This is a genomic window from Prolixibacter sp. NT017, from assembly GCF_009617875.1.
In the GTDB taxonomy this organism is placed as follows: Bacteria; Bacteroidota; Bacteroidia; order Bacteroidales; family Prolixibacteraceae; genus Prolixibacter.
Genome location: NZ_BLAV01000001.1, coordinates 3255029 through 3280699, shown reverse-complemented (window position 1 = coordinate 3280699; position 25671 = coordinate 3255029). Strand labels below are relative to the sequence as shown.

Sequence of the window (25671 nt, the reverse complement as noted above, 5' to 3'; positions counted from 1 at the left end):
CTAACTTTAAAGTTGATATTCAGCTTTCTGAGGAGATCTGAAGTTGGATGCTAACAAATATATACTTCTTACTTCTCGGGGACTTCCCCTCTCGTGTGTGATGTTTTCCAATTGATATTTGTTTTAAAATATCGAGTCATGTACAGGCTAAAATTCATTTTCCTTGCTTTGTGGTTGATCTGGCTGGGAACTTCCTGCCGGACGGAGAGACGCATGTCGGGCATCGTAGGAACACCAATCCCGGGCGAAATTGAGAATTTCCCGGACTGGGCACATAAACTGATGGCCGATACGTTGAAAGTGGATATGCCCGCTCATTCATCCGTTTCGCGCAATCCGATGATTTGGGAACCTGGCGACATCAGGGCCCCGATGCCGATTTTGGTTCCTGAAGAAATGAAGGAATTTTACCACCTAAAGATTTATCAGCCTAAAAACAACGACGGCTGGTATTCGCCTGACTACCGCGGTGATTTTTACCGGCAGCACGAGGAGCCGAGGGACACGGTTCGGCAGGTATTGTAGTTGGATATTTTGAGTATTCGAATTGTTATTGTTCTCTACGGTTTAACGCCAGAATTTCCTCCTTCAGGACATCTCTGAAATCGAGGAAATTGTTTTGCAGCCGCAACATGTTCTCAGCGAAGAAGGCGAATATTTCGTTCCATTGTTTTTGCCGGTGCATATCAACTCCCGTTTTTCGCTCGTAAATGCGGCAAACTTCCTGTCCGTTGTCGCGCTCAAAAGCAAAATCCCAAATTAATCCTTCCGGGAAACCGTCTTCCAGCAGCAACCGGTATTTCTCAAGCAGTTCGTAAACTTCCAGTCTGCGGGCTTCATTCTTATGGCTGATTTCCAGAATGACATCGGCAAATTCCCGTCCGACTTCGAATTTCAAGACTACATTGCTGATTTTAGTCCGGTGAAGCACCCATTTCTTCTTCATTGCGGCCAGTTCCGGAAGCTGGCTGCAGTAGCCATCAAATTCGGTCCAAAAACGTTTAACTAACTCTTTCTTCTCCTCTTTCGTATACATGTGGGTGTGGAAAGTTTCCGCAAAGATAATGTTCCGCAAGTATTTGACGAAACCGGCCGGATTAGGCGGCTTCTTCTTATGCGTTGCACTGATGATTTTGTACATTTAATGGAAAAAATAGTGAGTTATGAAATCTATAAATCCGGCAACAGGAGAGTTGATAAAGGAATATTCCGAAATGAGTGAAGGACAGGTGAAGGAAGTTGTTGACCTGAACTTTGAAGCATGGAAGGGCTATCGCGAAACAAGTTTTGCCCAGCGTTCGCAATGGATGCAGAAGGCTGCAGAATTGTTGCGAAGCCGAAGGGAGGAATATGCGCGGTTGATTACCGCGGAGATGGGGAAGCGCATTGCAGAGTCGCATTCGGAAGTAGAGAAGTGTGCCTGGGTTTGTGAATATTATGCCGAAAACGCTGGGCAAATGCTGGCGGATGAGCTGATGGAATCGGATGCATCGAAAAGCATGGCCGTTTTCAATCCGTTGGGACCGGTTCTGGCGGTTATGCCATGGAACTTCCCGTTCTGGCAGGTTTTCCGCTTTGCGGCGCCGGCGCTTATGGCGGGCAATGCCGGCCTGTTGAAACATGCCTCGAATGTTCAGGGCTGTGCATTGGCTATAGAAGAGGTGTTCAGAGATGCCGGTTTCCCGGAAAATATCTTCCGGACGTTGGTAATTTCCTCTTCAAAAGTGGAGGCGGTCATTGCTCATCCGGCTGTGAAAGCTGTTACCCTTACGGGAAGTGAATATGCCGGCAGTCAGGTGGCTTCGCTGGCAGGCAAATACCTGAAAAAATCAGTACTCGAGCTGGGCGGTTCCGATCCGTTTATCGTTTTGGCGGATGCCGATTTGGAGGAAGCTGCAAAAGTAGCGGTTGGCTCCCGTATGATAACCTCGGGGCAGACCTGTATCGCAGCAAAGCGGTTCATCGTGGAGCAGCATGTTGCCGCACCGTTTCTGGAAAAAGTGAAAGCCTTGATGGAAGCATATGAACCCGGCGATCCGGGGAAAGAGGAAACGTCGCTGGCTCCGTTGGCCCGCCCCGATTTGGTCGACGATATCGACAACCAGGTGAAGAAATCGGTAGAGCAGGGAGCCCAGATTATTTCGGGCGGAAGCCGGGTGGAAGGAATTGGCAACTATTATACTCCCACCATTTTAACGAATGTAAGCAAAGGAATGCCTGTTTATATGGAAGAAACCTTCGGACCGGTGGCAGTTGTACTTCCGGTAGAAGATGAAAAAGAGGCAATTGAAGTGGCGAACGATAGTTTGTATGGACTGGGGGCTTCGCTCTGGACATCGGATTTGAAGAAAGGAGAGGAGTTAGCCCGAAAAATCGAAGCTGGTGCTGTTTTCATTAATGGCCTGGTGAAATCGGATCCGCGGCTGCCTTTTGGCGGAATCAAAAATTCCGGTTACGGAAGAGAGCTTTCCGGTTACGGAATAAAAGAGTTTGTGAATATCAAAACAGTTTGGATTAAATAGCTGAAAGCGTACTGAAAAGAAAAGCGGTCTGGAGAAGACCGCTTTTCTTATGTCATTCGATTGTTAGTTGTTAATCGGAATGGTTCCTTTCTCGGCTGCCCTCTTCAGTTTTTTGTTAGCGAAAATAGCAATTTCCACCCGGCGGTTGAGTGCCCGATGTGCCGGCGTATCGTTAGCCACAATGGGTTGCTCCTCGCCGTATCCCTTGGTCGTGATACGGGAATAAGCCACATTATGTCCTTCGAGGTAGGTTGCTACACTTTCAGCCCGCCGTTCCGACAATTTCAGGTTATACTCCGCAGTTCCGGTGTTGTCGGTGTGACCTTCTACCAGAATATTGGTATCACCATACTTATTCAGAATCTGAGAGAGTTTGGCAAGCTGATCTTTGGACTGCTGATTCAGCGCGCTGGAGTTGAGGGCGAAGAGGATACCGGAATCGAACGTAATTTTGATTCCTTCACCAACGCGTTCCACTTTGGCGCCTTCCAAATCTTTCTGCATCTCGGCAGCCTGCTTGTCCATGTAATTACCGATAACAGCGCCGGTTGCTCCACCAACTCCTGCACCAATAATGGCTCCGATAGCTGTGTTCCCGGCCAGCTTTCCAATTCCGGCGCCTACGGCAGCACCTGTTCCGGTTCCAATCATGGCACCTTTTTCGGCATTATTCAGCGTTTTACATCCGGTAAAAAGAAAGGTGAGGAGAAGAATGAAGATCGCATACTTCTTACCTTTCGGGATAAATAATTTTTGATTGTTCATGGTCTTGTTCTTTTAATATGGGTGAATCATATTTCTAGAATCTATAACAGTAAAGTGAGAAGAATTCCTATTCCAGAACATAAAAAAACCCCGCCTGACAAGGCGAGGTTTGCGTATGATAAAATCCTGTTGCAATTAGGCTTTTTTCACTTTTTTGTAACCATAAATGGCATTTTTTCCCAGTTCTTCTTCGATGCGAAGCAGTTGGTTGTATTTAGCCATACGGTCAGAACGGCTCAGAGAACCGGTTTTAATCTGGCCACTGTTGGTTGCTACCGCGATGTCAGCGATGGTTGAATCTTCGGTTTCACCTGAACGGTGAGAAGTTACGCTGGTATAACCTGCACGGTGCGCCATTTCGATAGCATCGAGTGTTTCGGTAAGCGTACCAATCTGGTTCACTTTAATCAGGATAGAGTTGGCAGCATCCAGTTCGATACCTTTCTGCAGGTATTCAACGTTGGTTACGAAGAGGTCGTCACCAACCAGCTGGCACTTGTCACCCAGTTTTTTGTTGAGCATTACCCAACCATCCCAGTCACCTTCGTCACAACCGTCCTCGATAGAATCAATCGGGAATTTTTCAACCAGCTCAGCCAGGTAGTTCACCTGCTCTTCGCGGCTGCGTTTTGCACCGTTAGCACCTTCGAATTTTGAGTAGTCGTAAACACCGTCGCTGTAGAATTCAGAGGAAGCACAGTCGAGAGCGATAGAAACATCGCCACCTTCTTCGAGACGACCAGGTTTGTAACCTGCGTTTTTAATAGCTTCGATAATGCTGTTCAAAGCATCTTCGGTACCATCGAGTGCCGGAGCGAAACCACCTTCGTCACCAACAGCGGTACTGAGGTTACGTTTGCTAAGCACTTTCTTCAGGTGATGGAACACTTCAGCACCCATGCGCAGTCCTTCGCGGAAAGAAGGAGCACCAACGGGACGAATCATGAATTCCTGAAAAGCAATCGGAGCATCGGAGTGAGAACCACCGTTGATGATGTTCATCATCGGAACGGGCAGCGTTTTTGCATTGGTTCCACCGATGTAGCGATACAGCGGCATATCGAGGTAAGTAGCAGCAGCTCTGGCTACAGCCAGCGAAACACCCAACATGGCGTTAGCACCCAGTTTAGATTTGGTTTTGGTTCCGTCGATTTCGAGCAATTTCTTGTCGAGGGCAACCTGATCGAGAGCGCTCATGCCGATAACTTCTTCGGCAATCACGTTATTTACGTTTTCAACAGCTTTCAGTACGCCTTTACCGAGGTAACGGCCTTTGTCACCATCACGAAGTTCGAGTGCTTCGTTTTCGCCGGTCGATGCACCTGACGGTACAGCAGCGCGACCTACAACACCGCTTTCGAGGGTAACTTCTACTTCAACGGTTGGGTTCCCGCGGGAATCCAAAATTTCTCTTCCGACTACTTTGTAAATCAACATTGTTTTTTGCTGTTTTTATGTTCAACATTTTTAGCTGTCAGGACGACAGCCAAGCAATAATTTTTATGCGTAATAAATCCTGACAAAGATAAACATTCCCTGTGAATTACGTCTACCTTTTATCGGGGAGAAATAAAATTTGTAGTTAAGTTAATAAAGAACCGAATGGCTCGATTTTACTGGCGTTCTCCGAAAGTCAATTTTCCGAATCGGGGTATTTCAATATATAGAAAAATAGATATCACGGGCTAGAAAATCACGATTCATTCCGGTGCTTTTTCCCCGGAAGGTAACGATGGACTTCCACCTCGTGTGTGGTAATCATTCCTCCCTTGCCCGATTGCTCCATCATCTCTTCTACGATAGGGATAAATTTCTTTACTCGTTCTTCGTTATCGGTAATATCAATTAATATAGGAAGATCGCCTCCCAACGCGAATATTTTTATTGTGTGGATGGAGTGGCTGGCACCGAACGACATAACACCGCGAAAGGCCGTAGCGCCTGCCATGCCTTCTTTGCGGGCGGCATATATAATGGCTTCGTACAATGGCTGACTTTCGTATTTATCGGTTTCTCCGCATTGAATACGGAGATTGAGAGCTTTTCCGTACAGTTCCATATGATTGAATTTTTCGGTTTAACTACAGACTTGTCGATCAGAAAATTACTCTGACCAGGACAATTCCCAAATAAACGGCCAATATTCCTGTAAAGAGGCTTCCACCGACGTTCAGGAACAGGTATTGCCAAAGCTTTTCGTTGATCAGTGTCAGGTTGTTATAGGCAAATGATGAGAAAGTGGTAAAGCCACCACAAAATCCTACAGCAAGGAAAAGACGGGCTTCGGGGCTTAACAAGTTGCCTCTGCTGGCCATTTCGTAAACGATACCAATGATAAGACTACCAACAATGTTGACTACGAATGTTCCCATAGGAAAGGAACTATCCATGAATCGTTCAACTCCTTTTTGCGAAAGAAAACGGGAAATACTTCCCAAACCTCCTCCCAAACCTACAATTAATGCTTCTTTCCACATAACTTATTCAATCGGTCACCAGATAAAATGATTGTAATCAGCCGACTCTGTCAAATTGAATTATTCGGCCTTTACTATTTCACATTTACATAACAATAATCATTGGTAAAAGTAATAAAACAAGTCATGAAAAGAATTATCTTGAACCATTCAAAAGCTTCTGTGAGCCTTATTTAAAAATTATTTTATTCCGGAGTTGATAATTCTCCGACAGACTAAACCGAGCATGAGAATAAGAGAAATATTACTACTTATCTTTTTGATTTTTACAGGGTATTCACTTCATGCCCAGGAAACAAAGCATCGCCCTAAAATCGGATTGGTTTTAAGTGGTGGCGGGGCTAAAGGTTTTGCTCATGTTGGGGTATTGAAAGTGCTGGAAGAGGCCGGAATACCGATTGACTATATTGCTGGTACCAGTATTGGAAGCATCGTCGGAGGATTTTATGCGATGGGCTATGATGCCAATACGCTGGAAAAAATAGTGAAGAGCCAGGATTGGGCTACGCTGCTGAGTGATCAGGTAGATAGGCGTTATATCCCGGTTTTTGACAAGCATGAGCTGGATCGCTACAACCTGAGTTTTCCTATACGTTCTAAACGTGTTAGTTTACCGTCGGGAGCTTTGAGCGGTCAGAACGTTCAGGATCTATTCTCTTATTTGGCACTCGACTACCAAAATGTAACCGACTTTTCAAAGCTTCCGCGTTCTTTCCTTTGTGTGGCGGCCGATATCGAAACGGGGAAAGAAGTGGTTCTGAAGCACGGGTATCTCCCGCTGGCGATTCGGGCCAGCATGTCAGTTCCTACGGCATTCTCTCCTGTCGATGTGGATGGGCGCCTGCTGGTGGATGGCGGCATTATTAATAACTTCCCGGTGAACCGTTGTAAAGAGGTGGGCGCTGATATTATTATCGGTGTAGATATCCAATATGGGCTGCGGGATAAGAAAGAACTGCAATCCATACCGGATGTGGTGAACCAGTTGGTTAACCTGATGTCCTACCGGAAGTCGGAAGAAAATAAGAAGCTGGTTGACTATTACATTAAGCCCGACATCAAAGGATACTCGGCTTCGAGTTTTGATGCAGCATCGGCCGATGAGTTGATAAAAAGGGGAGAGGAAGCTGCCCGGAAGATTCTCCCACAACTGATTCATCTGCGCGACTCACTGCATCTGAAACCGAATCCCATTAAGCCCGAGAAGATTCCAAGTCTGGACCGCAATTTGACTATCGAACGGGTGACAGTTGACGGTGCCAAAAATCAGGGATTGAATTATTTCCTCGGGTTATTAGACCTTGATCCGCCGCAAGTGATGACGGTTCGTCAACTGCGTGAAGGCATTAAGCGGATTTATGGCTCCGGAAACTTCGATTACGTTCGCTATCGTTTACTGGGGGATCAAAACAAAACGCTGCATCTGACAGTGAAAGAACGGGTTCACGATCGCCTGAACCTGGGAATTCACTATGACACTGACAGGAAAGCAGCTTTGTTAATCAATACGACTTTTAAAAACAGCCGGAAGACCGGAGCTAAGTTGTCAATGGATGCAATTCTGGCAACCAATCCGGCATTTGCTGTGCGCTATACAGTTGATAATGGTTGGAAACCGGGGCTTTTTGCCGGGGCCAGCATTCACGACGAAACCATTTCGCAGTATGTAAACGGAGACAAATCGTCGCTGGTCAACCTCCAGTTATACAAGGCACAGTTGGCTACCCACTCGGTTTATTTCGATGCATTTAGGGTTTCGTTAGGCGCGGAACTGGAGCATTTCAATGTGGAATCGGTGATTGGTGCCATCCCAGCTGATGTTAATCTTAGTAATCAAACGCTCTTAAATTATTATGCGCAGATTGACCTGGATCAAATGAACCGGGCTTACTTCCCAACGGTCGGATGGAAATTATTAGGCGAAGCCAAAATAGTGACTGATAACGGTTGGTTATTGAATGAAGGCAATCCATTTATGCCGGTAAAACTGAACATCCAGTTTGCTAAATCCTTTGGTTCCCGTTTTACAATACTGCCGTCAGCGAAAGGAAGAATCATTATTGGTTCCGGAGAACCGGTATATTATAAATCCTTTGTGGGAGGAGTTGAGCAAACCGACTATTTGAATGCACAGGTTCCGTTTATCGGCCTCCGGCGGATGGAGTTGATGACCCGCAATGTGGCTGTCGGTGAAATGGACTTCCGCTTTCGATTTTGGGAAAGTATTTATTTGACATTGAATACAAACCTTGGGTTTTACGGTAATGATAATGACTTTCTTACCAAAGGTGATGTTCTGGCTGGCGGAGGGGTAACGTTGTCGTATGATAGTATGGTCGGACCTGTCGAGTTAATGGTAAGCAGTTCGAATATATCGAACGAGCCTTCGGTCTTTTTGTCTCTTGGATATTGGTTCTAGGTGACTTGTTTTCGTCAATCAATCTTTGTTTCATTTATATATGGTTGCCTTAAAAGTTCGGGTAATCAGTAAAATTATGTTTTCTCATGAACAGATTAATTATTGCATTATTTCTACTTTTCGTTTCTACACAAGTTAAATCACAACCTGATACACTTTCTGCGTTACCAAATTTGCCGGAATTGCAGAGAGCCGAATACAGTTTTTATGTGTATGATGCTACAACGGGACAAGTTGTAGCCCAGTCGCCGCAAAAGAGCCTGACGCCGGCTTCGGTATTAAAAGTGGTGACAACGGCAACTGCGATGCGTTTGCTCGGGCCGGACTTTCGGTTTAAGACCCGGTTTGGCTATATCGGAAAAATCGATCACAGGACCGGTACATTGAAAGGCGATTTAATTATTAAAGGAGGAGCTGATCCGGCTTTCTATTCCGAATACTTTAAAACCCATTATTTAGGAGTTTTTGAACAGTGGGCATACCAATTAAAGCAACTCGGAATAAAACAAGTGGATGGCGACGTTATTGGCGATGCCTCGGCATTGGACGATACAGCCATTCCCGGCGGATGGATTTGGGAAGACATGGGAAACTATTACGGCGCGGGAGTGTATGGGCTCACATTTGCTGACAACATGTACCGGATACATTTTCAATCGCCGGCTGAGGCGGGCCAACCAACCACAGTGAAGTATGTACAACCGGAAACTCCGGGTTTCTCACTAGATAACCGGGTGGTTTCTTCCAATAAAAACAGCGATCAATCGTATGTGTACGGTGCTCCGTATGCGCAACATCAGATGATTACGGGCGAAATACCAAAAGGAAGAAATGATTTTGTGGTGAAAGGCGCCATGCCGAATCCTCCGCTTGAAGCTGCCGATTCGTTACGAAAAGTGATAAATAAGTTAGGAATTGAAATCACCGGTCAGGCAAAAGCCGTTTTTACAGGCGAAGATGGTGAGTTCCGTCAGATGGCCGTAGAAAAATCGCCCAAACTGAAAGATATCATTGACACGACCAATCACGAAAGTGTCAATCTGTTCGCAGAGCACCTTCTTCGGGAAATTGGACGGAAGGTATCTGGCAAGCCGACTTTGGACGAAGGATTGAAAGATTTGAAAGCGTACTGGCAGGACCGGGGCGTTTATTTGCAGGGTTTTTATCAGACCGACGGCAGCGGTCTGTCCCGGTCGAATGCTATCTGTACGAGAACGTTAGTTGAGGTGATGTTGAATATGTACAGAACGCCTGGTGATGACCAGATATTCCTTAATTCTCTTCCGTTGGCTGGTAAAGGAGGCACTTTGAAGTACTTTTTTCAGGGAACTCCGCTTGAAGGAACGTTGCGGGCAAAAACCGGATCGATGGAAAGGGTGAGAAGTTTTGCCGGAGAATTTACAAATCGTAACGGGCACCAACTGTTTTTTGCAGTGATTGTAAATAATTTTTCGGGTTCTTCTTATGAAATGGGGAAGCAATTAGAGCCCTGGTTGCTTACTTTTTATTAGACTAATTCTAAGTAGTCTGTTTGTAAGTTTGAGATTCATAGGAGTTTATAGGAGATGGATTTTTCGAACAAAAATGTAGTTTGTTAGAATTATATTCTTCTGTTTTATACTACAAAGTCAATTCTACTTTTAATTATATATTAAATCAGTGTAAATACTTACATTTTCGTTTTGTCTTTTTGTATTTATTTCTACATTTGCCTTTGTAGTTCATAAGCGATAATTGATTAAGGAAATTTTATTGCGGACATTGAGCGGTATTTTTGTAATCAACCCCACGATAACCATTCTCTCGGAGAATGGTTTTCTTTCAGATTATAAAAGAAAAAATTAGATATGATGCGTACAATAGTCGATAACCTTCTTCTCGTGGACATTATTATTCTCGTCGGTACCAGTTGAGAAAGGTTGACTATTGCATAAATCGAAACGAACAAGCCTTTCTCAAGAAAACGAGAAAGGCTTTTTTTTAAACGTAAATCCAGGCATGGAAAAAAAACTGAGAAGCGAAACAACAACTCGCGGGCGTCGTATGGCAGGTGCCCGAAGCCTGTGGAGGGCGAATGGGATGAAAGAGGAACATTTTGGCAAGCCGCTGATTGCTGTTGTCAACTCGTTCACCCAGTTCGTGCCCGGTCATGCGCATTTGCATGACGTTGGGCAGATGGTGAAAAAGGAGATTGAAAAACTGGGCTGCTTCGCTGCAGAATTTAACACCATTGCAGTTGACGATGGTATTGCCATGGGACATGACGGAATGTTGTATTCATTGCCGTCTCGGGAGATTATAGCCGATAGTGTTGAGTACATGGTTAATGCGCATAAAGCGGACGCTATGATTTGCATCTCCAATTGTGATAAGATTACACCGGGGATGTTAATGGCCGCAATGCGTTTGAACATTCCGGCTATTTTTGTATCCGGTGGTCCCATGGAGGCCGGCGAGGCACAAGGACGTCAGTTCGACCTGGTTGATGCCATGGTAATGGCTGCCGACGATTCGGTAAGCGACAGTGTGCTGCTGGATGTCGAACAAAACGCGTGTCCTACCTGTGGCTCCTGTTCAGGAATGTTTACGGCCAATTCGATGAACTGTCTGACCGAGGCGCTGGGACTTTCCCTTCCGGGAAACGGAACCGTAGTGGCAACACATGCTCGCCGGAAAGAATTGTTCGTGAAAGGAGCAAAGGCCATCGTCGATCTGACCTACGATTATTATAAGAATGGCAATGAAAAAGTATTGCCCCGCAGTATCGGCTCTCGTGAAGCATTTATGAATGCCATGACCCTGGACATTGCGATGGGCGGTTCGACTAATACAGTATTGCACTTGCTGGCCATTGCTCGTGAAGCTGGTGTCGATTTTACCATGAAGGACATGGACAAGCTTTCGAGGAGAGTTCCCTGTATTTGTAAAGTAGCTCCCAATTCGCATTATCACATTCAGGATGTGAACCGGGCAGGAGGTATTCTCGGAATTCTAGGCGAGTTGGATCGGGGCGGATTGCTCAATCGATCAGTTAGCCGGGTTTCGGATAATACGCTGGGTGAAGCCATCGATAACTGGGATGTGCTGCGGGATTCGGCTGGTACGGAAGCTCGGGAACTTTATTCAGCTGCTCCCGGAAACATCGGTCGCAACCTGGTGATGGGTTCGCAGCAGATGCATTACGGAAAACTCGATTTGGATCGGGAAGAGGGCTGTATTCGCGATATTGACCACGCTTATACCAAGGAAGGTGGATTGGCTGTACTGTTCGGAAATATTGCACGAAAAGGATGTATCATAAAAACAGCAGGAGTTGATTCTTCTGTTTTTCAATTCAAGGGAACGGCCCGGGTCTTTGAATCGCAGGATGACGCTATTCGCGGAATCCTTGGCGATGCGGTCCAGGCCGGCGATGTGGTCATCATCCGTTACGAAGGTCCCAAAGGTGGACCGGGAATGCAGGAAATGCTTTACCCAACTTCTTACCTGAAGTCAGTTCGACTCGATAAACAATGTGCATTGGTGACCGATGGTCGCTTTTCAGGAGGAACATCGGGGCTGTCAATCGGACACGTTTCACCCGAAGCTGCTGCCGGAGGTGAAATAGCGCTGGTCAGGGATGGGGATCCCATTGAAATCGACATCCCGGCCCGCCGGATTGAATTAATGGTATCAGAGGAAGAGCTTGAAAAGCGCCGTGTTGATGAAGAAACGCGAGGAGCACAAGCCTACACTCCGCAAAGCCGTGACCGGCAGGTAAGCCGGGCGCTGAAAGCATATGCAAGTCTTGTTTCGTCAGCCGACGAAGGAGCAGTAAGATTAATTGATTAACACTAAATCCAGATAGCCATGACGGCACCATCAAAAGAGTTTATGGAAATGAAACAGAAGGCCATGCAGATTACGGGAGCTGAAGCAGTTATCCGTTCGTTGCTGGAAGAAGGAGTTGAAACCATATTTGGCTACCCTGGCGGGGCGATTATGCCGGTTTACGATGCTTTATACGATTTCGATAAGCAAGTAAGGCATATTTTGACAAGACATGAGCAGGGAGCTGTTCATGCGGCACAGGGATATGCCCGCGTGACCGGAGATGTCGGTGTTTGTTTCGCCACGTCCGGACCGGGTGCCACCAACCTAATTACCGGTATTGCCGATGCGATGATCGATTCTACACCACTGGTGTGCATTACCGGTCAGGTAGCATCGCCCCTTTTGGGAACCGATGCGTTTCAGGAATCCGATGTCGTGGGTATTTCCATGCCGGTAACTAAGTGGAACTACCAGATCACGACGCCGGAGGAAATTCCAACCGCAATTGCACAGGCGTTCTACATTGCTCGTAGCGGCCGTCCGGGACCAGTAGTGCTTGATTTGACCAAAGACGCTCAGTTTGGAAAAGTAGATTTTACATACAAGCGTTGTGAGAAAATCAGGAGTTACGTTCCTGAGTATCCGCTTGATAAAGAGAGCTTGAAAAGCGCATCGGACCTGATTAACAGTGCGAAGAAACCTTTCCTGCTTTTCGGACAGGGGGTGGTACTTTCCGGTGCAGAGCGGGAACTGCAGGAGTTTATCGAAAAAGCTGGTATTCCGGCAGCCGGAACTTTGCTTGGTTTATCCGCTTTGGATTCCGAGCATGAATTAAATACTGGAATGCTGGGAATGCATGGAAACTACGGTCCCAACATCAAAACCAATGAGTGTGATGTATTGATTGCCGTAGGAATGCGTTTTGATGACAGGGTAACTGGCGATGTAAAACGTTATGCCCGTCAGGCCAAAGTAATTCACCTGGAAATTGATCCTTCAGAAATCAATAAAATCATTAAAGCGGACATCGCCGTCCTCGGTGATGCCAAGAAATCACTTCGAATGCTGACTCGTCTCGTGAAAAGGCAGGAGCATACCGATTGGGTGAATGAATTTCACCAAGCTGCCGACATTGAAGATGAAAAGGTGATTCAGAAAGACCTTTTCCCGGTTAAACCGGGATTAACGATGGGCGAAGTAGTTCGGATGTCATCCGAGCTGACCAATAACCAGTCTGTCGTGGTAGCCGATGTAGGCCAAAACCAGATGGCAGCTGCCCGTTACTCCAAGTTTTCGAAAACGCGCAGTCACATTAGTTCCGGAGGACTGGGAACCATGGGATTTGGTCTTCCGGCTGCGATCGGTGCCAAAATAGGTGCCCCCGACCGCGAAGTGGTTGCGTTTGTCGGTGACGGCGGACTGCAGATGACCATTCAGGAATTGGGAACTATTGCTCAGGAAAATCTTCCCGTTAAGTTGGTTGTTCTGAATAATCATTTCCTTGGAATGGTACGCCAGTGGCAGCAACTTTTCTTCGAGCGCCGTTACTCGTTCACCGAAATGGTGAACCCTGATTTCGTGAAGATTGCCGAGGGTTTTGGAATTCCTGGTAAGCAGGTAACCACCCGTGAAGAATTGAAAGTGGCGATGAAAGAGATGATTGACAATCCCGGACCGTTCCTGTTGGATGTTTTGGTGGAAAAAGAAGACAACATTTTCCCGATGGTACCAACCGGCGCATCCGTTTCAGATATTTTGTTGTCGGCTGAAGAATAATCACTATTGATCTTTACCGGTTTCGCGAAAGCGGAAAAGAAAGAAACAATGGAATAAAACTCGAATGAGATGAAAGAAGAATTTATCATATCGGCATACAGCGAAAACCACATCGGTTTGCTGAACCGCATCACCATTATATTCACGCGCCGGAAAGTCAACATCGAAAGTCTGACCGTTTCGGAATCGGCGCTGCGCGGAATTTCCAAATTCACCATCGTGGTTCGTGAAGAGCGTTCGCGTGTGGAGAATATTGTGAAACAAATTGAAAAGCAGGTGGACGTGCTGAAGGCATATTTTCACACCAATGAGGAGATGATCTTCCAGGAGATTGCTTTGTACAAAGTCCCTACCCAGGCCCTGATGGAATCGGACCAGATTGAACGGATGGTGCGGAAACACAATGCCCGTATCCTTGAGATTACCAAGGATTACACGGTCATCGAAAAGACGGGGCACAAGGAAGAGACGCAGGAGCTCTTTGAAGGACTCAATAAGTTTGGAGTTCTGCAATTTATTCGTTCCGGTCGTGTGGCCATTACCCGCTCTGCAAACGAGCGTCTTTCGGAATTCCTTGCCGAGCGGGATGCACTCCTGGCAAGCATTGAAATGAAATCGAATTAAATAAAAAGTCTTATAACAACACCTTTTAAAAAATCAGATCAAAATGGCTAAAATGAATTTTGGCGGCGTCGAAGAAAATGTGGTGACCCGCGAAGAATTTCCTCTTGCGAAAGCGCAGGAAACACTCAAAGATGAAACTATCGCCGTACTCGGTTACGGTGTACAGGGACCCGGTCAGTCGCTAAATCTTCGTGATAACGGATTTAATGTCATCGTCGGTCAGCGGAAAAATTCCAAATCATGGGATAAGGCTGTTGCCGACGGTTGGGTACCCGGCGAAACTCTTTTCGAACTGGAAGAAGCTTGCGAAAAAGCAACAATTATTCAATATCTGCTATCCGATGCCGGCCAGATTTCTCTATGGCCTACCGTGAAAAAGCATTTAACTCCCGGAAAAGCCCTTTACTTTTCTCATGGATTTGCGGTAACGTATAAAGAACGTACCGGTATTATTCCTCCGGAAGACGTAGATGTAATTCTGGTGGCCCCGAAAGGTTCGGGTACCAGTTTGCGTCGTATGTTCCTCGAAGGTCGTGGACTGAACTCCAGCTTCGCTATCTTCCAGGATGCTACCGGAAAAGCCAAAGACCGTGTTGTTGCACTGGGAATTGGCGTTGGTTCAGGTTACCTGTTCGAAACCACTTTCAAACGTGAAGTATACTCCGATTTGACAGGTGAGCGCGGTACCCTGATGGGTGCCATCCAGGGAATTTTTGCAGCTCAGTACGAAGTGCTGCGTAAAAACGGACATACACCTTCCGAGGCTTTCAACGAAACTGTTGAGGAGTTGACCCAGAGTTTGATGCCTTTGGTGGCTGAAAACGGAATGGACTGGATGTATGCCAATTGTTCGACTACCGCTCAGCGCGGTGCGTTGGATTGGTGGAAGAAATTTCGCGATGCAACCCAGCCGGTCTTTGAAGAACTGTACAGCGAAGTGGCTGCCGGAAATGAAGCGCAACGTTCGATCGATTCCAACAGCAAGTCTGACTATCGAGTCAAGTTGGAGGCGGAATTGAAGGAATTGCACGATTCTGAAATGTGGAAAGCAGGTGCCACCGTGCGCCAATTGCGTCCCGAAAATAACGGCTAATGCCGAATGATATGTGAATGGAGAGAACCTGGTTCTTTCCATTCTTCATAATAGCACAAAGCCGGGAATAGTTTGAAAAAGTAAATTAAGAAATTCAATACAGAAAATCATGGATGATAACAGGGTATATGTATTTGATACCACACTGCGAGATGGAGAGCAGGTACCGGGTTGCCAGCTGAATACGATTGAGAAAATCGAAGTAGCCAAGGCCCTGGAACTGCTAGGGGTCGACGTGATTGAAGCCGGCTTTCCTATTTCCAGCCCGGGCGATTTTAATTCGGTGGTCGAACTGTCGAAAGCGGTTACCTGGCCAACCATTTGTGCCCTGACCCGTGCGGTGGAGAAAGATATCGATGTAGCTGCCGATGCACTGAAATATGCCAAGCGTGGACGAATCCATACTGGTATTGGTACATCACCATATCACATTAAATATAAACTGAATTCCAACCAGGACGAAATTCTTGAACGTGCTGTGGCTGCTGTAAAATATGCCAAGAAGTATGTTGAAGACGTCGAGTTTTATGCTGAAGATGCTGGTCGTACGGACAATGTTTATCTGGCCAGAGTAATTGAGGCTGTGATTAAAGCGGGTGCGACAGTTGTAAACATTCCGGATACAACGGGGTACTGTCTTCCGAATGAGTTCGGCGAGAAAATCCGTTTCCTGAAAGAGAATGTAAAAGGAATCGATAAAGCCATTATCTCGACTCACTGTCATAACGATTTGGGTATGGCTACCGCGAATACCGTATCCGGAATTATGAATGGTGCCCGCCAGGTAGAGGTAACTATCAATGGTATCGGTGAGCGTGCCGGAAACACTTCATTGGAAGAAGTGGTGATGACGCTTCGTTCTCACAAGGAGTTGGATTTGCATACCAATATCAACTCAAAAAATATTTACAAAACCAGCCGCCTGGTTTCCAGTTTGATGAACATGCCGGTGCAACCGAACAAAGCGATTGTTGGTCGGAATGCATTCGCTCACTCGAGTGGTATTCACCAGGACGGTGTACTGAAAAACCGAGAAAACTACGAGATCATCGATCCGGCGGAGGTGGGAATCAACGAATCTTCTATCCTGCTGACAGCCCGTAGTGGTCGTGCCGCATTGAAGCACCGTCTCGAAGTTCTGGGATACAAACTGGACAAAGAAAAGGTGGACGAAATTTACGAAGACTTCCTGAAACTGGCCGATAAGAAGAAGCAGATCAAGGACGACGATCTGTTGGTACTGCTCGGCGAATTGGGTAAAGGAGAACGTCGGATTAAGCTTGACTTCCTGCAGGTGGTGACCGGAAAAAATATGGTTCCAATGGCTACCGTGAAGCTGGATATTGCCGGCGAGAAATTCACAGCCACCGAATCAGGTAATGGTCCTGTCGATGCGGCGATTTCAGCTGTTAAAGATATCATTCACCGCAAGGTGGTTCTGGAAGAGTTTCTTATTCAGGCGATTACTCGTGGAAGTGATGATATTGGTAAAGTGCACATGCAGGTGGAAGCCGACGGCGTTATTTACAACGGCTTTGGCGCCCACACCGATATTGTGACTGCTTCGGTTGAGGCCTTCATCGATGCGATTAACAAAATAGGAAACGGTTCAGGTAATAAAATCTGATTCTGTTTTTAGCAGTATTAATTTTGAATGATATTCAAATGAGTTCAGCACCAAAAACACTTTTTGACAAAATATGGGATGCTCATGTGGTTGAGCATGTGGACGGTGGCCCCGATGTTTTTTACATCGACCGCCACTTTATCCACGAAGTAACCAGCCCGGTTGCATTTGGTGGTTTGGAACGTCGCGGTTTGAAAGTTTTCCGTCCGGAAAAAACCGTGGCAACCCCCGACCATAACGTTCCGACGGAAGGACAGGAACTTCCTATTCAGGAATTGCTCTCTCGTAAGCAGGTCGATACGCTGACTGCGAATTGCGAAAAGCACAACATTGGCCTTTACGGCCTGAACCACCCTTTCCATGGCATTGTCCATGTGATTGGTCCCGAGTTGGGAATCACCAAACCTGGGATGACCATCGTTTGTGGTGACAGTCATACCTCGACTCACGGCGCATTCGGTAGCATAGCTTTCGGAATTGGAACCAGCGAGGTGGAGATGGTATTGGCCAGTCAATGCATTCTTCAGCCCAAACCGAAGAAAATGCGAATTAATGTAGAAGGAGAATTGCATCCAGGCGTTACCGCGAAAGATATTGCCCTTTACATTATTTCGAAGATTTCTACTTCGGGTGGTACCGGACACTTCATCGAATATGCTGGCTCGGCCATTCAAAGCTTGTCGATGGAAGGCCGCATGACACTTTGCAACATGAGTATCGAAAGTGGTGCGCGTGGCGGAATGATTGCTCCAGACGAGGTGACTTTCGAATACATCAAAGGACGAGAATTTGCGCCGAAAGGTGAAGAATGGGAAAAGCAGCTTGCCTACTGGAAGACGCTGAAATCAGATGACGATGCGGTTTTCGATTTGGAATATACGTACGATGCTGCTGATATCTCACCGATGATCACTTACGGAACCAATCCCGGAATGGGCATTGGCGTTGACGGTGCCATTCCTACCGGCGAAGATATGGGAAAAAGCGACCGCTTTACTTTCAACAAATCGTTGGAGTATATGGGATTCCATCCTGGCGACAAGATGCTGGGCAAGCAGGTCGACTATGTTTTTATCGGAAGTTGTACCAACGGCCGTATTGAGGATTTCCGGACATTCACAGAGTTTGTGAAGGGAAAGAAGAAAGCCGATAATATCACAGCGTGGCTGGTACCCGGCTCTCATCAGGTCGAAGCGCAGATTCGGGAGGAAGGCCTCGTAGAAATTCTGGAAGAAGCCGGTTTCGAATTACGTCAACCCGGTTGTTCAGCCTGTTTGGCCATGAACGAAGACAAGATTCCGGCGGGAAAATACGCCGTCTCTACTTCGAACCGAAACTTCGAAGGACGTCAGGGGCCCGGAGCCCGTACCATGCTGGCCAGCCCGATAATGGCTGCAGCAGCTGCAGTAACCGGTCGTGTAACCGATCCGCGTGATTTTTTATAATGTGAACTTTGAATTGATTGATTATGCCTATCGATAAATTTGTAAAATTCCGGAGTCCGGCAGTACCACTGCCCATCGAAAACGTGGATACCGACCAGATTATTCCGGCCCGCTTCCTGAAAGCGGTAGAGCGAAAGGGTTTTGGTGACAATCTTTTCCGCGACTGGCGCTACAAAAGTGGCGATACGCCCAACCCTGATTTCGTTCTGAACGAATCCCGCTACAGTGGAAAAATCCTGGTGGCAGGGAAGAATTTTGGAAGCGGCTCGAGCCGCGAACACGCTGCCTGGGCGATTTACGATTACGGATTTCGCGTAGTTGTGTCGAGTTTTTTCGCCGATATTTTTAAGAACAATGCCTTGAATAACGGGTTATTACCGGTACAGGTTTCGCCTGAATACCTCGAGAAATTGTTCGAAACCATTGAAGCGAATCCGAATGCCGAGTTCGAAGTGGATCTGGAATCACAGACTTTCACCAATCTCGAAACCGGCGAAACAACGGATTACGAAATCAATGCCTACAAGAAAAAGTGCCTGTTGAATGGCTACGACGATATCGATTTTCTGGTTACGCTAAAAGACAAAGTAGCCAGGTTCGAAGAATCGCTACGATAAAACAAGTGTGACTGATGAGCAGAGCTATGGCAAAAAAAGTTTATATCATGGATACAACCCTGAGGGATGGCGAGCAGACCTCGGGGGTTTCTTTCTCGGAAACTGAGAAGCTGAGCATCGCAAAAATTTTACTCGAAGAGGTCAAAATTGACTATCTCGAAATTGCGTCGGCTCGTGTTTCTGAGGGGGAGTTCCGGGCTGCTCAAAAAGTTATCGAATGGGCTTCAAAAGCCGGTTATCGTGATAGAATCGAAATTCTTGGCTTTGTCGATGGAGGGACATCGCTCAACTGGATTAAGGACGCCGGGGGCGAAGTGATGAATCTTTTGACCAAAGGTTCGCACCGCCATTTAACTCAGCAATTGAAAAAATCGACGGAGCAGCACATTCAGGATATTCGGGAAACCGTTAGTCGTGCTGGTGAGATGGGGATTCGGGTAAACATATACCTGGAAGACTGGTCGAACGGAATGCGCCATTCCCCCGATTACGTGGAGAAGTTGCTCGACGGACTGAAAGATGAACCAATTCAGCGCATCATGCTACCTGATACGCTTGGAATTTTGTCGCCGCTGGAGACGTTCGAGTTTTGCCGTATGATGATTGAGAAATTCCCGAAAATGAATTTCGATTTTCATGCCCACAACGATTACGATCTTTCGGTAGCCAATGTCGAGGCTGCGATACGCGCAGGCATTAACTGCGTTCACACTACCGTGAATGGTTTGGGTGAGCGGGCCGGAAATGCCCCGTTAGCCAGTGTGATTGCATTGCTTAATGACCATCTGAAGCGCCCGAACTCGGTTAACGAGCGGAAGCTGGCGATGGTCAGCCGTTTGGTGGAGAGTTTCTCCGGGGTTCGGATTCCAACAAACAAACCGGTTATTGGTGAGAACGTTTTTACGCAAACCAGCGGTATTCATGCCGATGGCGATAAAAAAGACCAGCTGTATTTCAATGAGTTACTTCCCGAACGGTTTGGCCGTACCCGGAAGTACGCTTTAGGGAAAACATCCGGCAAAGCCAACATCGCGAAAAATCTGGAAGAGATGGGGGTTCATCTCGATCCGGATGATTTGAAGAAAGTAACTGAAAAGATCATCGAACTGGGTGACAGGAAAGAGAGCGTTACTGCAGAAGATTTGCCGTATATTCTTTCGGATGTCTTGAAGAGTGAATCCATTATTCAGCATATCGAGCTGAAGAATTACGCCATTTCTCATGCATTGGGTCTTCGCCCGATGGCAACAGTACGCATCTCCATTGATGGAAATGAATACGAAGAAGCTACTTCGGGTGATGGACAGTACGACGCATTTATGAATGCATTGCGCCAGATTTACCATAAACTGAACAAGCCTTTCCCGGCATTGTCCGATTATACGGTCACGATTCCTCCCGGTGGAAATACCGATGCACTGGTCGAAACGTTGATTACGTGGCGCATGGGAAGAGAGTTCAAAACACGTGGTTTGGATCCTGACCAAACGGCTGCCGCCATCAAGGCAACAATGAAAATGTTAAACATCGTGGAAAACGACAATCAGGTTTTCTGATTCGGATCCCGAAAAATTTGAATTGATATAATATGAAATTGAACGTTGCAGTGTTACCCGGCGATGGAATTGGCCCGGAAATAGTTGAGCAGGCGCTCAAAGTAACCAATGCCATTTGCGCTCGTTTCGGACACGAACTAATCACCAAAACAGGTTTGGTGGGAGCGGTTGCTATCGATGAAACCGGTAATCCGTATCCGGAAGAAACACACCAGCTTTGCATGGATTCGGACGCTGTGTTGTTTGGCGCAATCGGCCATCCGCGTTTTGACAACGATCCGTCGGCAAAAGTGCGCCCCGAACAAGGACTTCTCGCTATGCGGAAGAAATTGGGACTGTACGCCAACATTCGCCCGACCATCACGTTCCCGTCGCTGCTGGATATGTCTCCGCTGCGTCGCGACCGTATCGAAGGTGCCGATTTTGTTGCTATTCGTGAATTGACCGGAGGTATCTATTTCGGGCAACCACAGGGACGTTCCGAAGACGGAAATACAGCCTATGACACCAGCATTTACACTCGTGAAGAAATTGAGCGGATTTTGAAGCTGGCTTTTGAATTTGCTATGCAGCGCCGCAAAAAACTTACGATTGTCGACAAGGCAAACGTATTGGCTACTTCACGTTTGTGGCGGACCATCTCACAAGAGATGGCTCCGAAGTACCCTGAAGTGGAAGTCGAGTACATGTTCGTTGACAATGCCGCCATGCAGATTATTCAGTGGCCGAAGCGTTTCGATGTGATGGTAACGGAAAACATGTTCGGTGATATCCTGACCGATGAGGCCAGTGTAATATCCGGTTCACTTGGATTGTTGCCATCGGCTTCCATGGGAGTTCACACATCGGTGTTCGAGCCTATTCACGGTTCTTATCCACAGGCAGCAGGCAAAAATATTGCTAATCCGTGTGCCACTATTCTTTCGGCGGCTATGATGTTCGAATATGCGTTCAAACTGCAGGACGAGGCTGCTCTTATAACGGAGGCAGTAAACGCTTCGATTGAAGCGAAAGCCGTTTCTGAAGATTTAGCTGGAGAAGGCGGGAAAGCATTAGGTACAGACGAAGTCGGAGATTGGATTGTCGAGTATATCCGAAAGAAATAACATTTCCGTTTAACGATAATAATAGCGGGGTAATCATAACTATTGATTATCCCGCTTTTTTCGTATATTAGTTAACAGTAATCAAAAGTATTAAAGTTTTACAGACTTTTGGTGATAATACTTATCAGGAAAATGTGCAATCGGCATATAAATCATCCAAAATCATAAAACATGTACAAATCTCTGACCTTCTCCGTTCTCTCCCTGGTATTTGTGCTGCTTTTCTCAATCGGCGCGGTGGCACAGGAAGCTTCAACTGTTATAGACACGACAGGGGCAAAGAAAAAGTATAAGGCCTGGATTGGCGCAAGCTACGAAGCTGGAACCGTATTTAGGCTGAATAACTCATATCCTGCCGGAAATGGATTTTTTAATTATAATGCAGCAGATATTCGGCTGGGATGGCAGACCAATGGTTCTAAAGTATGGCATGGATTGTCTAACTATCCGTACTATGGAGTTGGCTTGACTTCTGCTGCGTTGTTTGACGATGTATACCAGGTGGGAAAACCTGCGGCCCTTTACTTTTTCTATGGAGGGAATATCAAAAGATGGAAACGCAGCGGAGTTAATTATGAGTGGAGAATGGGATTGTCATCCAACTTCGATTCCAATACGGCCAGTACGTGGGAACAGATTATTGGAGCCCGGAAGAATATATACATGCATTTGGGTTTTGAATATGCTTACCAACTGAGCCAGCGGTTTGATGTGGCAGCAGGCATTGGTTATACCCATTACACCAACGCTACGTTGGCGGTCGATTCGCGCGGACTGAACATGTTTGCTCCCAAAGTTGAGTTCCGTTACCATTTGTCCGATTCACGGCCGGTAATGGTTCCTGTGCAGAAGAAGAAATTTAAAGGTGAAGACGAACTGGTTTTGGCATTTTCGGCCGGAGCCAAAGAGATGGAGTATGATCGTGCGGTGGCTCCTGAATACTGGGGGAAGAACTTCTTTGTCGGAACTTTCTCAGCTGCTTGGTTGAGTGGCATGAGTCATTCGTTGAAAGCAGGACTTGGATTTGATATGGGCTATGATGCTTCAATAAAAGCAGAAATGATGGTAGACAACGACGTGGAAAAACCGGTAACCGTTGAAGGTTCCGATTATTTCATGTTGGGAACATTTGGAACCATCGAGTATTCAATGGATCGTCTCAGCCTGGTAGGCGATTTAGGCGTTTTTCTGTTGAATAAGGACGTCCCCAAAGCTGAGCCGAGGTTATACCAGCGGATAGGAGTGAGGTATCATCTGAATAACGATATGTTTGCCGGAGTCCGGTTACGGGCATCGGAGTTTTCGCAGGCTGAATTTGTCGAGTGGTCTGTTGGTTACCGCTTCCGATGGACTCATAATTAGTCCGTTGAAATAGGAAATAAAAAAGGGTGACTACATTTTTCAGTCACCCTTTTTTATGCAATAGCGTATTGATTTACTTTTTATTATTCAGCAAGGCAGAGATTTCATTCTGCAAATCGTCTCCGCGCAGGTTGTGTGCAATGATTTTTCCCGTCTGGTCCAATAGGATATTGGACGGAATGGAATTGACACCATACAAGTCGGCTGCTGAGTTTTTCCAGCCTTCCAAATCCGATACCTGGGTCCAGGTCAGGTTGTCGTCTTTTACTGCCTTCATCCATGCATCTTTTTTAGCATCGAGTGATACACCCATGACGCCAAATCCGTCGTTGTGATATTTTTGCCAAACGGCAACCACATTTGGATTTTCCTGCCGACAGGGAGCACACCATGACGCCCAGAAATCAACCAGCAAGTATTTGTGCTGCTTGTACACGTCTGATAGCTTAACCGGCTTCCCATCGGCATCATTCATTGTAAAATCGGGTGCCTGTTGTCCAACGGCTACCTTCTCCAGTTTTTTGATTCTCATGCTCAGCGTTTGAGCACTGGGTGTTTTCATTACGTCTTCCGAGAAATTCTGTACGTAACTGTTCAGCTCGCTGGCATCCATGCCATATTGGATTTGTAGCAAGATATAAGGAGCGACAAACGAGTTGGGATTGTCCAGGACAAAAGCTTTCTGAATATCGTTCTCTATTTTGTACAGGTCATTCAGTTCCTTCTCGATGTGGGCTGATGTTGTTGTATCGTTTTCCGAGCGGGCTTTCGCGTATTTTTCGTAATACGAACTCATTTGGTTGTTGATACTGTCAACGCGATCGTAGAAATTTCTGAATTCATCTTGTGCCGCAGAGCCATGTACTTCCACGTCTTTTGGGTCATCACTATTACCTGTAATTTCAATATTGCTGTTTTCCAGGAAGAAAGGAATTGCATCTTTCCGGCCGGAAGGAGGAATAACGTAGTACATTCCGGGTACATCAACCGTGCCCGAGAAACTGAATTTTCCCTTTTTCATTTGGGTTGAATCAACGGTGATCCAGCTTCCGTCAATTTTTTTCTTTAAAGTTACCGGGCCATCTTTCCATCCTTTTATATTTCCATCAACCATAAAGGCCGGATTTGTAGAACAGGATGCGACGATTGCCGCCAGGGCGAATAAATAAATTAGCTTCTTCATAACGAAACGATTTAATTTCTTGAAAAACCCGGCACAGCCACTGTGTTGTTCGGGTAATTTTATATTAAAAATTTGTCTAAACTTAACTATAAACTATCATGTAAACAACTGCGAATTTTGATGGTTTGATCGATTGTGTGTTGATTATCATTGTTTAACAATCTTTAGTAAACGGAAGGATTGTGAACTATTTATAAAAACGAGTGTTTCGATTGTGAATACTGACGAACCAGAATAGACTATGAAAAAAAGAAGAGAATTTATCCAAACCATGCTGGGGTTAACTGCCGGCATGATGCTTCCCTATCCGAGCCTGGGGAACAATTTTTCGGCGAACGATAAGTGGGGCGAAATCTTACCGACAAGGAAACTCGGTACTACCGGGGAAAATGTTACGATGTTGGGCGTTGGTGGTTATCACGTGGGATGGACAACCGAGCGGGATGCCCAGGAAGTTATTGAAGCCGCCATCGAAGGGGGCGTTCGGTTTTTCGACACGGCAGAATCTTATGCTGGTGGCGAAAGCGAACGCCGATATGGAAAATATCTGGTTCCCAAATACCGTGATGATATTTTCCTGATGACGAAAACCTTTACGCAGGATGCTAAAACAGCGCGTGAGCACCTCGAAGGTTCATTGCGGAGGTTGAATACTGACCATCTCGACTTGTGGCAAATTCACTCGTTGCAATCACCTGAAGATGTCGATACGCGCATTGCCAACGGTTTGCTGGATGTTGTCCGGGAAGCTAAAGAATCGGGGAAAGCAAGGCATATCGGATTTACCGGGCATCAGAATCCGTACGCACATCTTCGTATGTTGGAGAAAACTGGGGGAATGGAATTGTTCAGCACCAGTCAGTTCCCGGTTAACCTGGTCGATTTTGCATCGGAACATTCCTTTGTCAGGAAAGTAATACCCAAGGCCATCGATAATAAGCTGGCAGTGTTAGCCATGAAGACTTTGGCAGACGGGCGTTTCTTCGGCAAGAAAGTGATGAATGGAAATGAGGTTTGGCAATCAGATGATCCGGTTGTCCCGGGAAGAATATCGATGCGTGATGCCCTTTTCTTCTCCTGGTCGATGCCCATTAGTGTTTTGATTACGGGAGCTGAGAATGTTGGTTTTATTAAAGAAAAAATTGCGTTAGCTAAAGCCTTCCAGGAAATGGATGAAACAACCAGAAAGAATTTAGCCGACAAAGTAGCTGATTTGGCTGAAGAAGGTAAAGTGGAATACTATAAAAAGGTTTGAATCTGAAATTCGCGGGTAACAAAAATGCCAG

The 25671-nt window shown here is 46.3% G+C and carries 21 protein-coding genes; 15 read left to right on the top strand and 6 right to left on the bottom strand.

All coding sequences use genetic code 11. The annotated features are described in order from the left end of the window. Nucleotides 1–138 precede the first annotated feature (138 nt). On the top strand, nucleotides 139–525 hold the full coding sequence (locus tag GJU87_RS13575; protein ID WP_153640011.1) for a hypothetical protein: 387 nt from the start codon (nucleotides 139–141) through the stop codon (nucleotides 523–525). A gap of 25 nt (nucleotides 526–550) precedes the next feature. Here the strand turns inward: GJU87_RS13575 and GJU87_RS13570 are convergent, their stop codons facing one another. Beyond that, nucleotides 551–1141 carry a DUF4268 domain-containing protein gene (locus GJU87_RS13570; protein ID WP_228491995.1) on the bottom strand — a complete coding sequence of 197 codons (591 nt, stop codon included), beginning with the start codon at nucleotides 1139–1141 and terminating at the stop codon, nucleotides 551–553. 22 nt (nucleotides 1142–1163) lie between these two features. On the opposite strand from GJU87_RS13570, the gene GJU87_RS13565 reads away from it, so the two are divergent. Then, complete coding sequence (locus GJU87_RS13565) at nucleotides 1164–2522, top strand: NAD-dependent succinate-semialdehyde dehydrogenase (RefSeq protein ID WP_153640010.1); 1359 nt, start codon at nucleotides 1164–1166, stop codon at nucleotides 2520–2522. 63 nt (nucleotides 2523–2585) lie between these two features. On the opposite strand, the gene GJU87_RS13560 is transcribed toward GJU87_RS13565, so the two are convergent. The 4 genes from GJU87_RS13560 to crcB form a co-directional block, all read right to left on the bottom strand. Continuing rightward, nucleotides 2586–3287, bottom strand: a complete 702-nt coding sequence (locus GJU87_RS13560) for an OmpA family protein (RefSeq protein ID WP_106541821.1) — start codon at nucleotides 3285–3287, stop codon at nucleotides 2586–2588. 135 nt (nucleotides 3288–3422) lie between these two features. Next, entirely contained in the window at nucleotides 3423–4724 is a 1302-nt protein-coding gene (eno, locus tag GJU87_RS13555; protein WP_153640009.1) for a phosphopyruvate hydratase, read from the bottom strand. Between the two features lie 256 nt (nucleotides 4725–4980). Further along, nucleotides 4981–5346 (bottom strand): DUF190 domain-containing protein, encoded by a 366-nt coding sequence (locus GJU87_RS13550; protein WP_153640008.1) that lies wholly within the window; start codon nucleotides 5344–5346, stop codon nucleotides 4981–4983. A 37-nt stretch (nucleotides 5347–5383) separates the two neighbouring features. Continuing rightward, nucleotides 5384–5764 carry a fluoride efflux transporter CrcB gene (gene crcB, locus GJU87_RS13545; RefSeq protein ID WP_106541818.1) on the bottom strand — a complete coding sequence of 127 codons (381 nt, stop codon included), beginning with the start codon at nucleotides 5762–5764 and terminating at the stop codon, nucleotides 5384–5386. A gap of 226 nt (nucleotides 5765–5990) precedes the next feature. On the opposite strand from crcB, the gene GJU87_RS13540 reads away from it, so the two are divergent. The 12 genes from GJU87_RS13540 (at nucleotide 5991) to GJU87_RS13485 (ending at nucleotide 23202) form a co-directional block, all read left to right on the top strand. Continuing rightward, a complete protein-coding gene (locus GJU87_RS13540) occupies nucleotides 5991–8183 on the top strand; it encodes a patatin-like phospholipase family protein (RefSeq protein WP_153640007.1) in 2193 nt (730 codons plus the stop codon). A gap of 86 nt (nucleotides 8184–8269) precedes the next feature. Then, nucleotides 8270–9694, top strand: a complete 1425-nt coding sequence (gene dacB, locus GJU87_RS13535; protein ID WP_153640006.1) for a D-alanyl-D-alanine carboxypeptidase/D-alanyl-D-alanine-endopeptidase — start codon at nucleotides 8270–8272, stop codon at nucleotides 9692–9694. Between the two features lie 487 nt (nucleotides 9695–10181). After that, on the top strand, nucleotides 10182–12014 hold the full coding sequence (gene ilvD, locus GJU87_RS13530; protein ID WP_153640005.1) for a dihydroxy-acid dehydratase: 1833 nt from the start codon (nucleotides 10182–10184) through the stop codon (nucleotides 12012–12014). Nucleotides 12015–12032: 18 nt separating this feature from the next. Beyond that, nucleotides 12033–13772, top strand: coding sequence for a biosynthetic-type acetolactate synthase large subunit (gene ilvB, locus GJU87_RS13525; protein ID WP_153640004.1), 1740 nt, complete (start codon nucleotides 12033–12035; stop codon nucleotides 13770–13772). A 69-nt stretch (nucleotides 13773–13841) separates the two neighbouring features. Beyond that, the gene (ilvN, locus tag GJU87_RS13520) at nucleotides 13842–14396 is read left to right on the top strand and encodes an acetolactate synthase small subunit (RefSeq protein ID WP_153640003.1); all 555 of its coding nucleotides are present in this window, start codon (nucleotides 13842–13844) and stop codon (nucleotides 14394–14396) included. Nucleotides 14397–14439: 43 nt separating this feature from the next. Beyond that, nucleotides 14440–15489 (top strand): ketol-acid reductoisomerase, encoded by a 1050-nt coding sequence (gene ilvC / locus GJU87_RS13515; RefSeq protein ID WP_153640002.1) that lies wholly within the window; start codon nucleotides 14440–14442, stop codon nucleotides 15487–15489. 109 nt (nucleotides 15490–15598) lie between these two features. Beyond that, on the top strand, nucleotides 15599–17116 hold the full coding sequence (locus GJU87_RS13510; RefSeq protein ID WP_153640001.1) for a 2-isopropylmalate synthase: 1518 nt from the start codon (nucleotides 15599–15601) through the stop codon (nucleotides 17114–17116). Nucleotides 17117–17154: 38 nt separating this feature from the next. After that, nucleotides 17155–18561, top strand: coding sequence for a 3-isopropylmalate dehydratase large subunit (gene leuC / locus GJU87_RS13505; protein WP_153640000.1), 1407 nt, complete (start codon nucleotides 17155–17157; stop codon nucleotides 18559–18561). A gap of 23 nt (nucleotides 18562–18584) precedes the next feature. Further along, nucleotides 18585–19178, top strand: a complete 594-nt coding sequence (gene leuD, locus GJU87_RS13500; protein ID WP_106541811.1) for a 3-isopropylmalate dehydratase small subunit — start codon at nucleotides 18585–18587, stop codon at nucleotides 19176–19178. A 47-nt stretch (nucleotides 19179–19225) separates the two neighbouring features. Then, a complete protein-coding gene (locus tag GJU87_RS13495) occupies nucleotides 19226–20734 on the top strand; it encodes an alpha-isopropylmalate synthase regulatory domain-containing protein (RefSeq protein WP_255454216.1) in 1509 nt (502 codons plus the stop codon). 32 nt (nucleotides 20735–20766) lie between these two features. Next, nucleotides 20767–21840, top strand: a complete 1074-nt coding sequence (gene leuB, locus GJU87_RS13490) for a 3-isopropylmalate dehydrogenase (protein WP_106541809.1) — start codon at nucleotides 20767–20769, stop codon at nucleotides 21838–21840. 171 nt (nucleotides 21841–22011) lie between these two features. After that, nucleotides 22012–23202, top strand: coding sequence for a hypothetical protein (locus tag GJU87_RS13485; RefSeq protein WP_153639999.1), 1191 nt, complete (start codon nucleotides 22012–22014; stop codon nucleotides 23200–23202). Between the two features lie 73 nt (nucleotides 23203–23275). On the opposite strand, the gene GJU87_RS13480 is transcribed toward GJU87_RS13485, so the two are convergent. Further along, on the bottom strand, nucleotides 23276–24385 hold the full coding sequence (locus tag GJU87_RS13480) for a TlpA disulfide reductase family protein (protein ID WP_153639998.1): 1110 nt from the start codon (nucleotides 24383–24385) through the stop codon (nucleotides 23276–23278). Between the two features lie 241 nt (nucleotides 24386–24626). Between GJU87_RS13480 and GJU87_RS13475 the strand changes: the two genes are divergently transcribed. Then, entirely contained in the window at nucleotides 24627–25640 is a 1014-nt protein-coding gene (locus GJU87_RS13475) for an aldo/keto reductase (RefSeq protein WP_153639997.1), read from the top strand. Nucleotides 25641–25671 lie beyond the last annotated feature (31 nt).

Coding starts and splice junctions, on each gene's coding strand:
- GJU87_RS13475 (WP_153639997.1), top strand. CDS start 24,627: ATGAAAAAAAGAAGAGAATTTATCCAAACCATGCTGGGGTTAACTGCC.
- eno (WP_153640009.1), bottom strand. CDS start 4,724: ATGTTGATTTACAAAGTAGTCGGAAGAGAAATTTTGGATTCCCGCGGG.
- leuD (WP_106541811.1), top strand. CDS start 18,585: ATGCCTATCGATAAATTTGTAAAATTCCGGAGTCCGGCAGTACCACTG.
- GJU87_RS13560 (WP_106541821.1), bottom strand. CDS start 3,287: ATGAACAATCAAAAATTATTTATCCCGAAAGGTAAGAAGTATGCGATC.
- leuB (WP_106541809.1), top strand. CDS start 20,767: ATGAAATTGAACGTTGCAGTGTTACCCGGCGATGGAATTGGCCCGGAA.
- leuC (WP_153640000.1), top strand. CDS start 17,155: ATGAGTTCAGCACCAAAAACACTTTTTGACAAAATATGGGATGCTCAT.
- GJU87_RS13480 (WP_153639998.1), bottom strand. CDS start 24,385: ATGAAGAAGCTAATTTATTTATTCGCCCTGGCGGCAATCGTCGCATCC.
- GJU87_RS13575 (WP_153640011.1), top strand. CDS start 139: ATGTACAGGCTAAAATTCATTTTCCTTGCTTTGTGGTTGATCTGGCTG.
- GJU87_RS13570 (WP_228491995.1), bottom strand. CDS start 1,141: ATGTACAAAATCATCAGTGCAACGCATAAGAAGAAGCCGCCTAATCCG.
- GJU87_RS13565 (WP_153640010.1), top strand. CDS start 1,164: ATGAAATCTATAAATCCGGCAACAGGAGAGTTGATAAAGGAATATTCC.
- GJU87_RS13510 (WP_153640001.1), top strand. CDS start 15,599: ATGGATGATAACAGGGTATATGTATTTGATACCACACTGCGAGATGGA.
- GJU87_RS13550 (WP_153640008.1), bottom strand. CDS start 5,346: ATGGAACTGTACGGAAAAGCTCTCAATCTCCGTATTCAATGCGGAGAA.
- ilvC (WP_153640002.1), top strand. CDS start 14,440: ATGGCTAAAATGAATTTTGGCGGCGTCGAAGAAAATGTGGTGACCCGC.
- crcB (WP_106541818.1), bottom strand. CDS start 5,764: ATGTGGAAAGAAGCATTAATTGTAGGTTTGGGAGGAGGTTTGGGAAGT.
- GJU87_RS13495 (WP_255454216.1), top strand. CDS start 19,226: ATGGATACAACCCTGAGGGATGGCGAGCAGACCTCGGGGGTTTCTTTC.
- GJU87_RS13540 (WP_153640007.1), top strand. CDS start 5,991: ATGAGAATAAGAGAAATATTACTACTTATCTTTTTGATTTTTACAGGG.
- GJU87_RS13485 (WP_153639999.1), top strand. CDS start 22,012: ATGTACAAATCTCTGACCTTCTCCGTTCTCTCCCTGGTATTTGTGCTG.
- ilvB (WP_153640004.1), top strand. CDS start 12,033: ATGACGGCACCATCAAAAGAGTTTATGGAAATGAAACAGAAGGCCATG.
- ilvD (WP_153640005.1), top strand. CDS start 10,182: ATGGAAAAAAAACTGAGAAGCGAAACAACAACTCGCGGGCGTCGTATG.
- ilvN (WP_153640003.1), top strand. CDS start 13,842: ATGAAAGAAGAATTTATCATATCGGCATACAGCGAAAACCACATCGGT.
- dacB (WP_153640006.1), top strand. CDS start 8,270: ATGAACAGATTAATTATTGCATTATTTCTACTTTTCGTTTCTACACAA.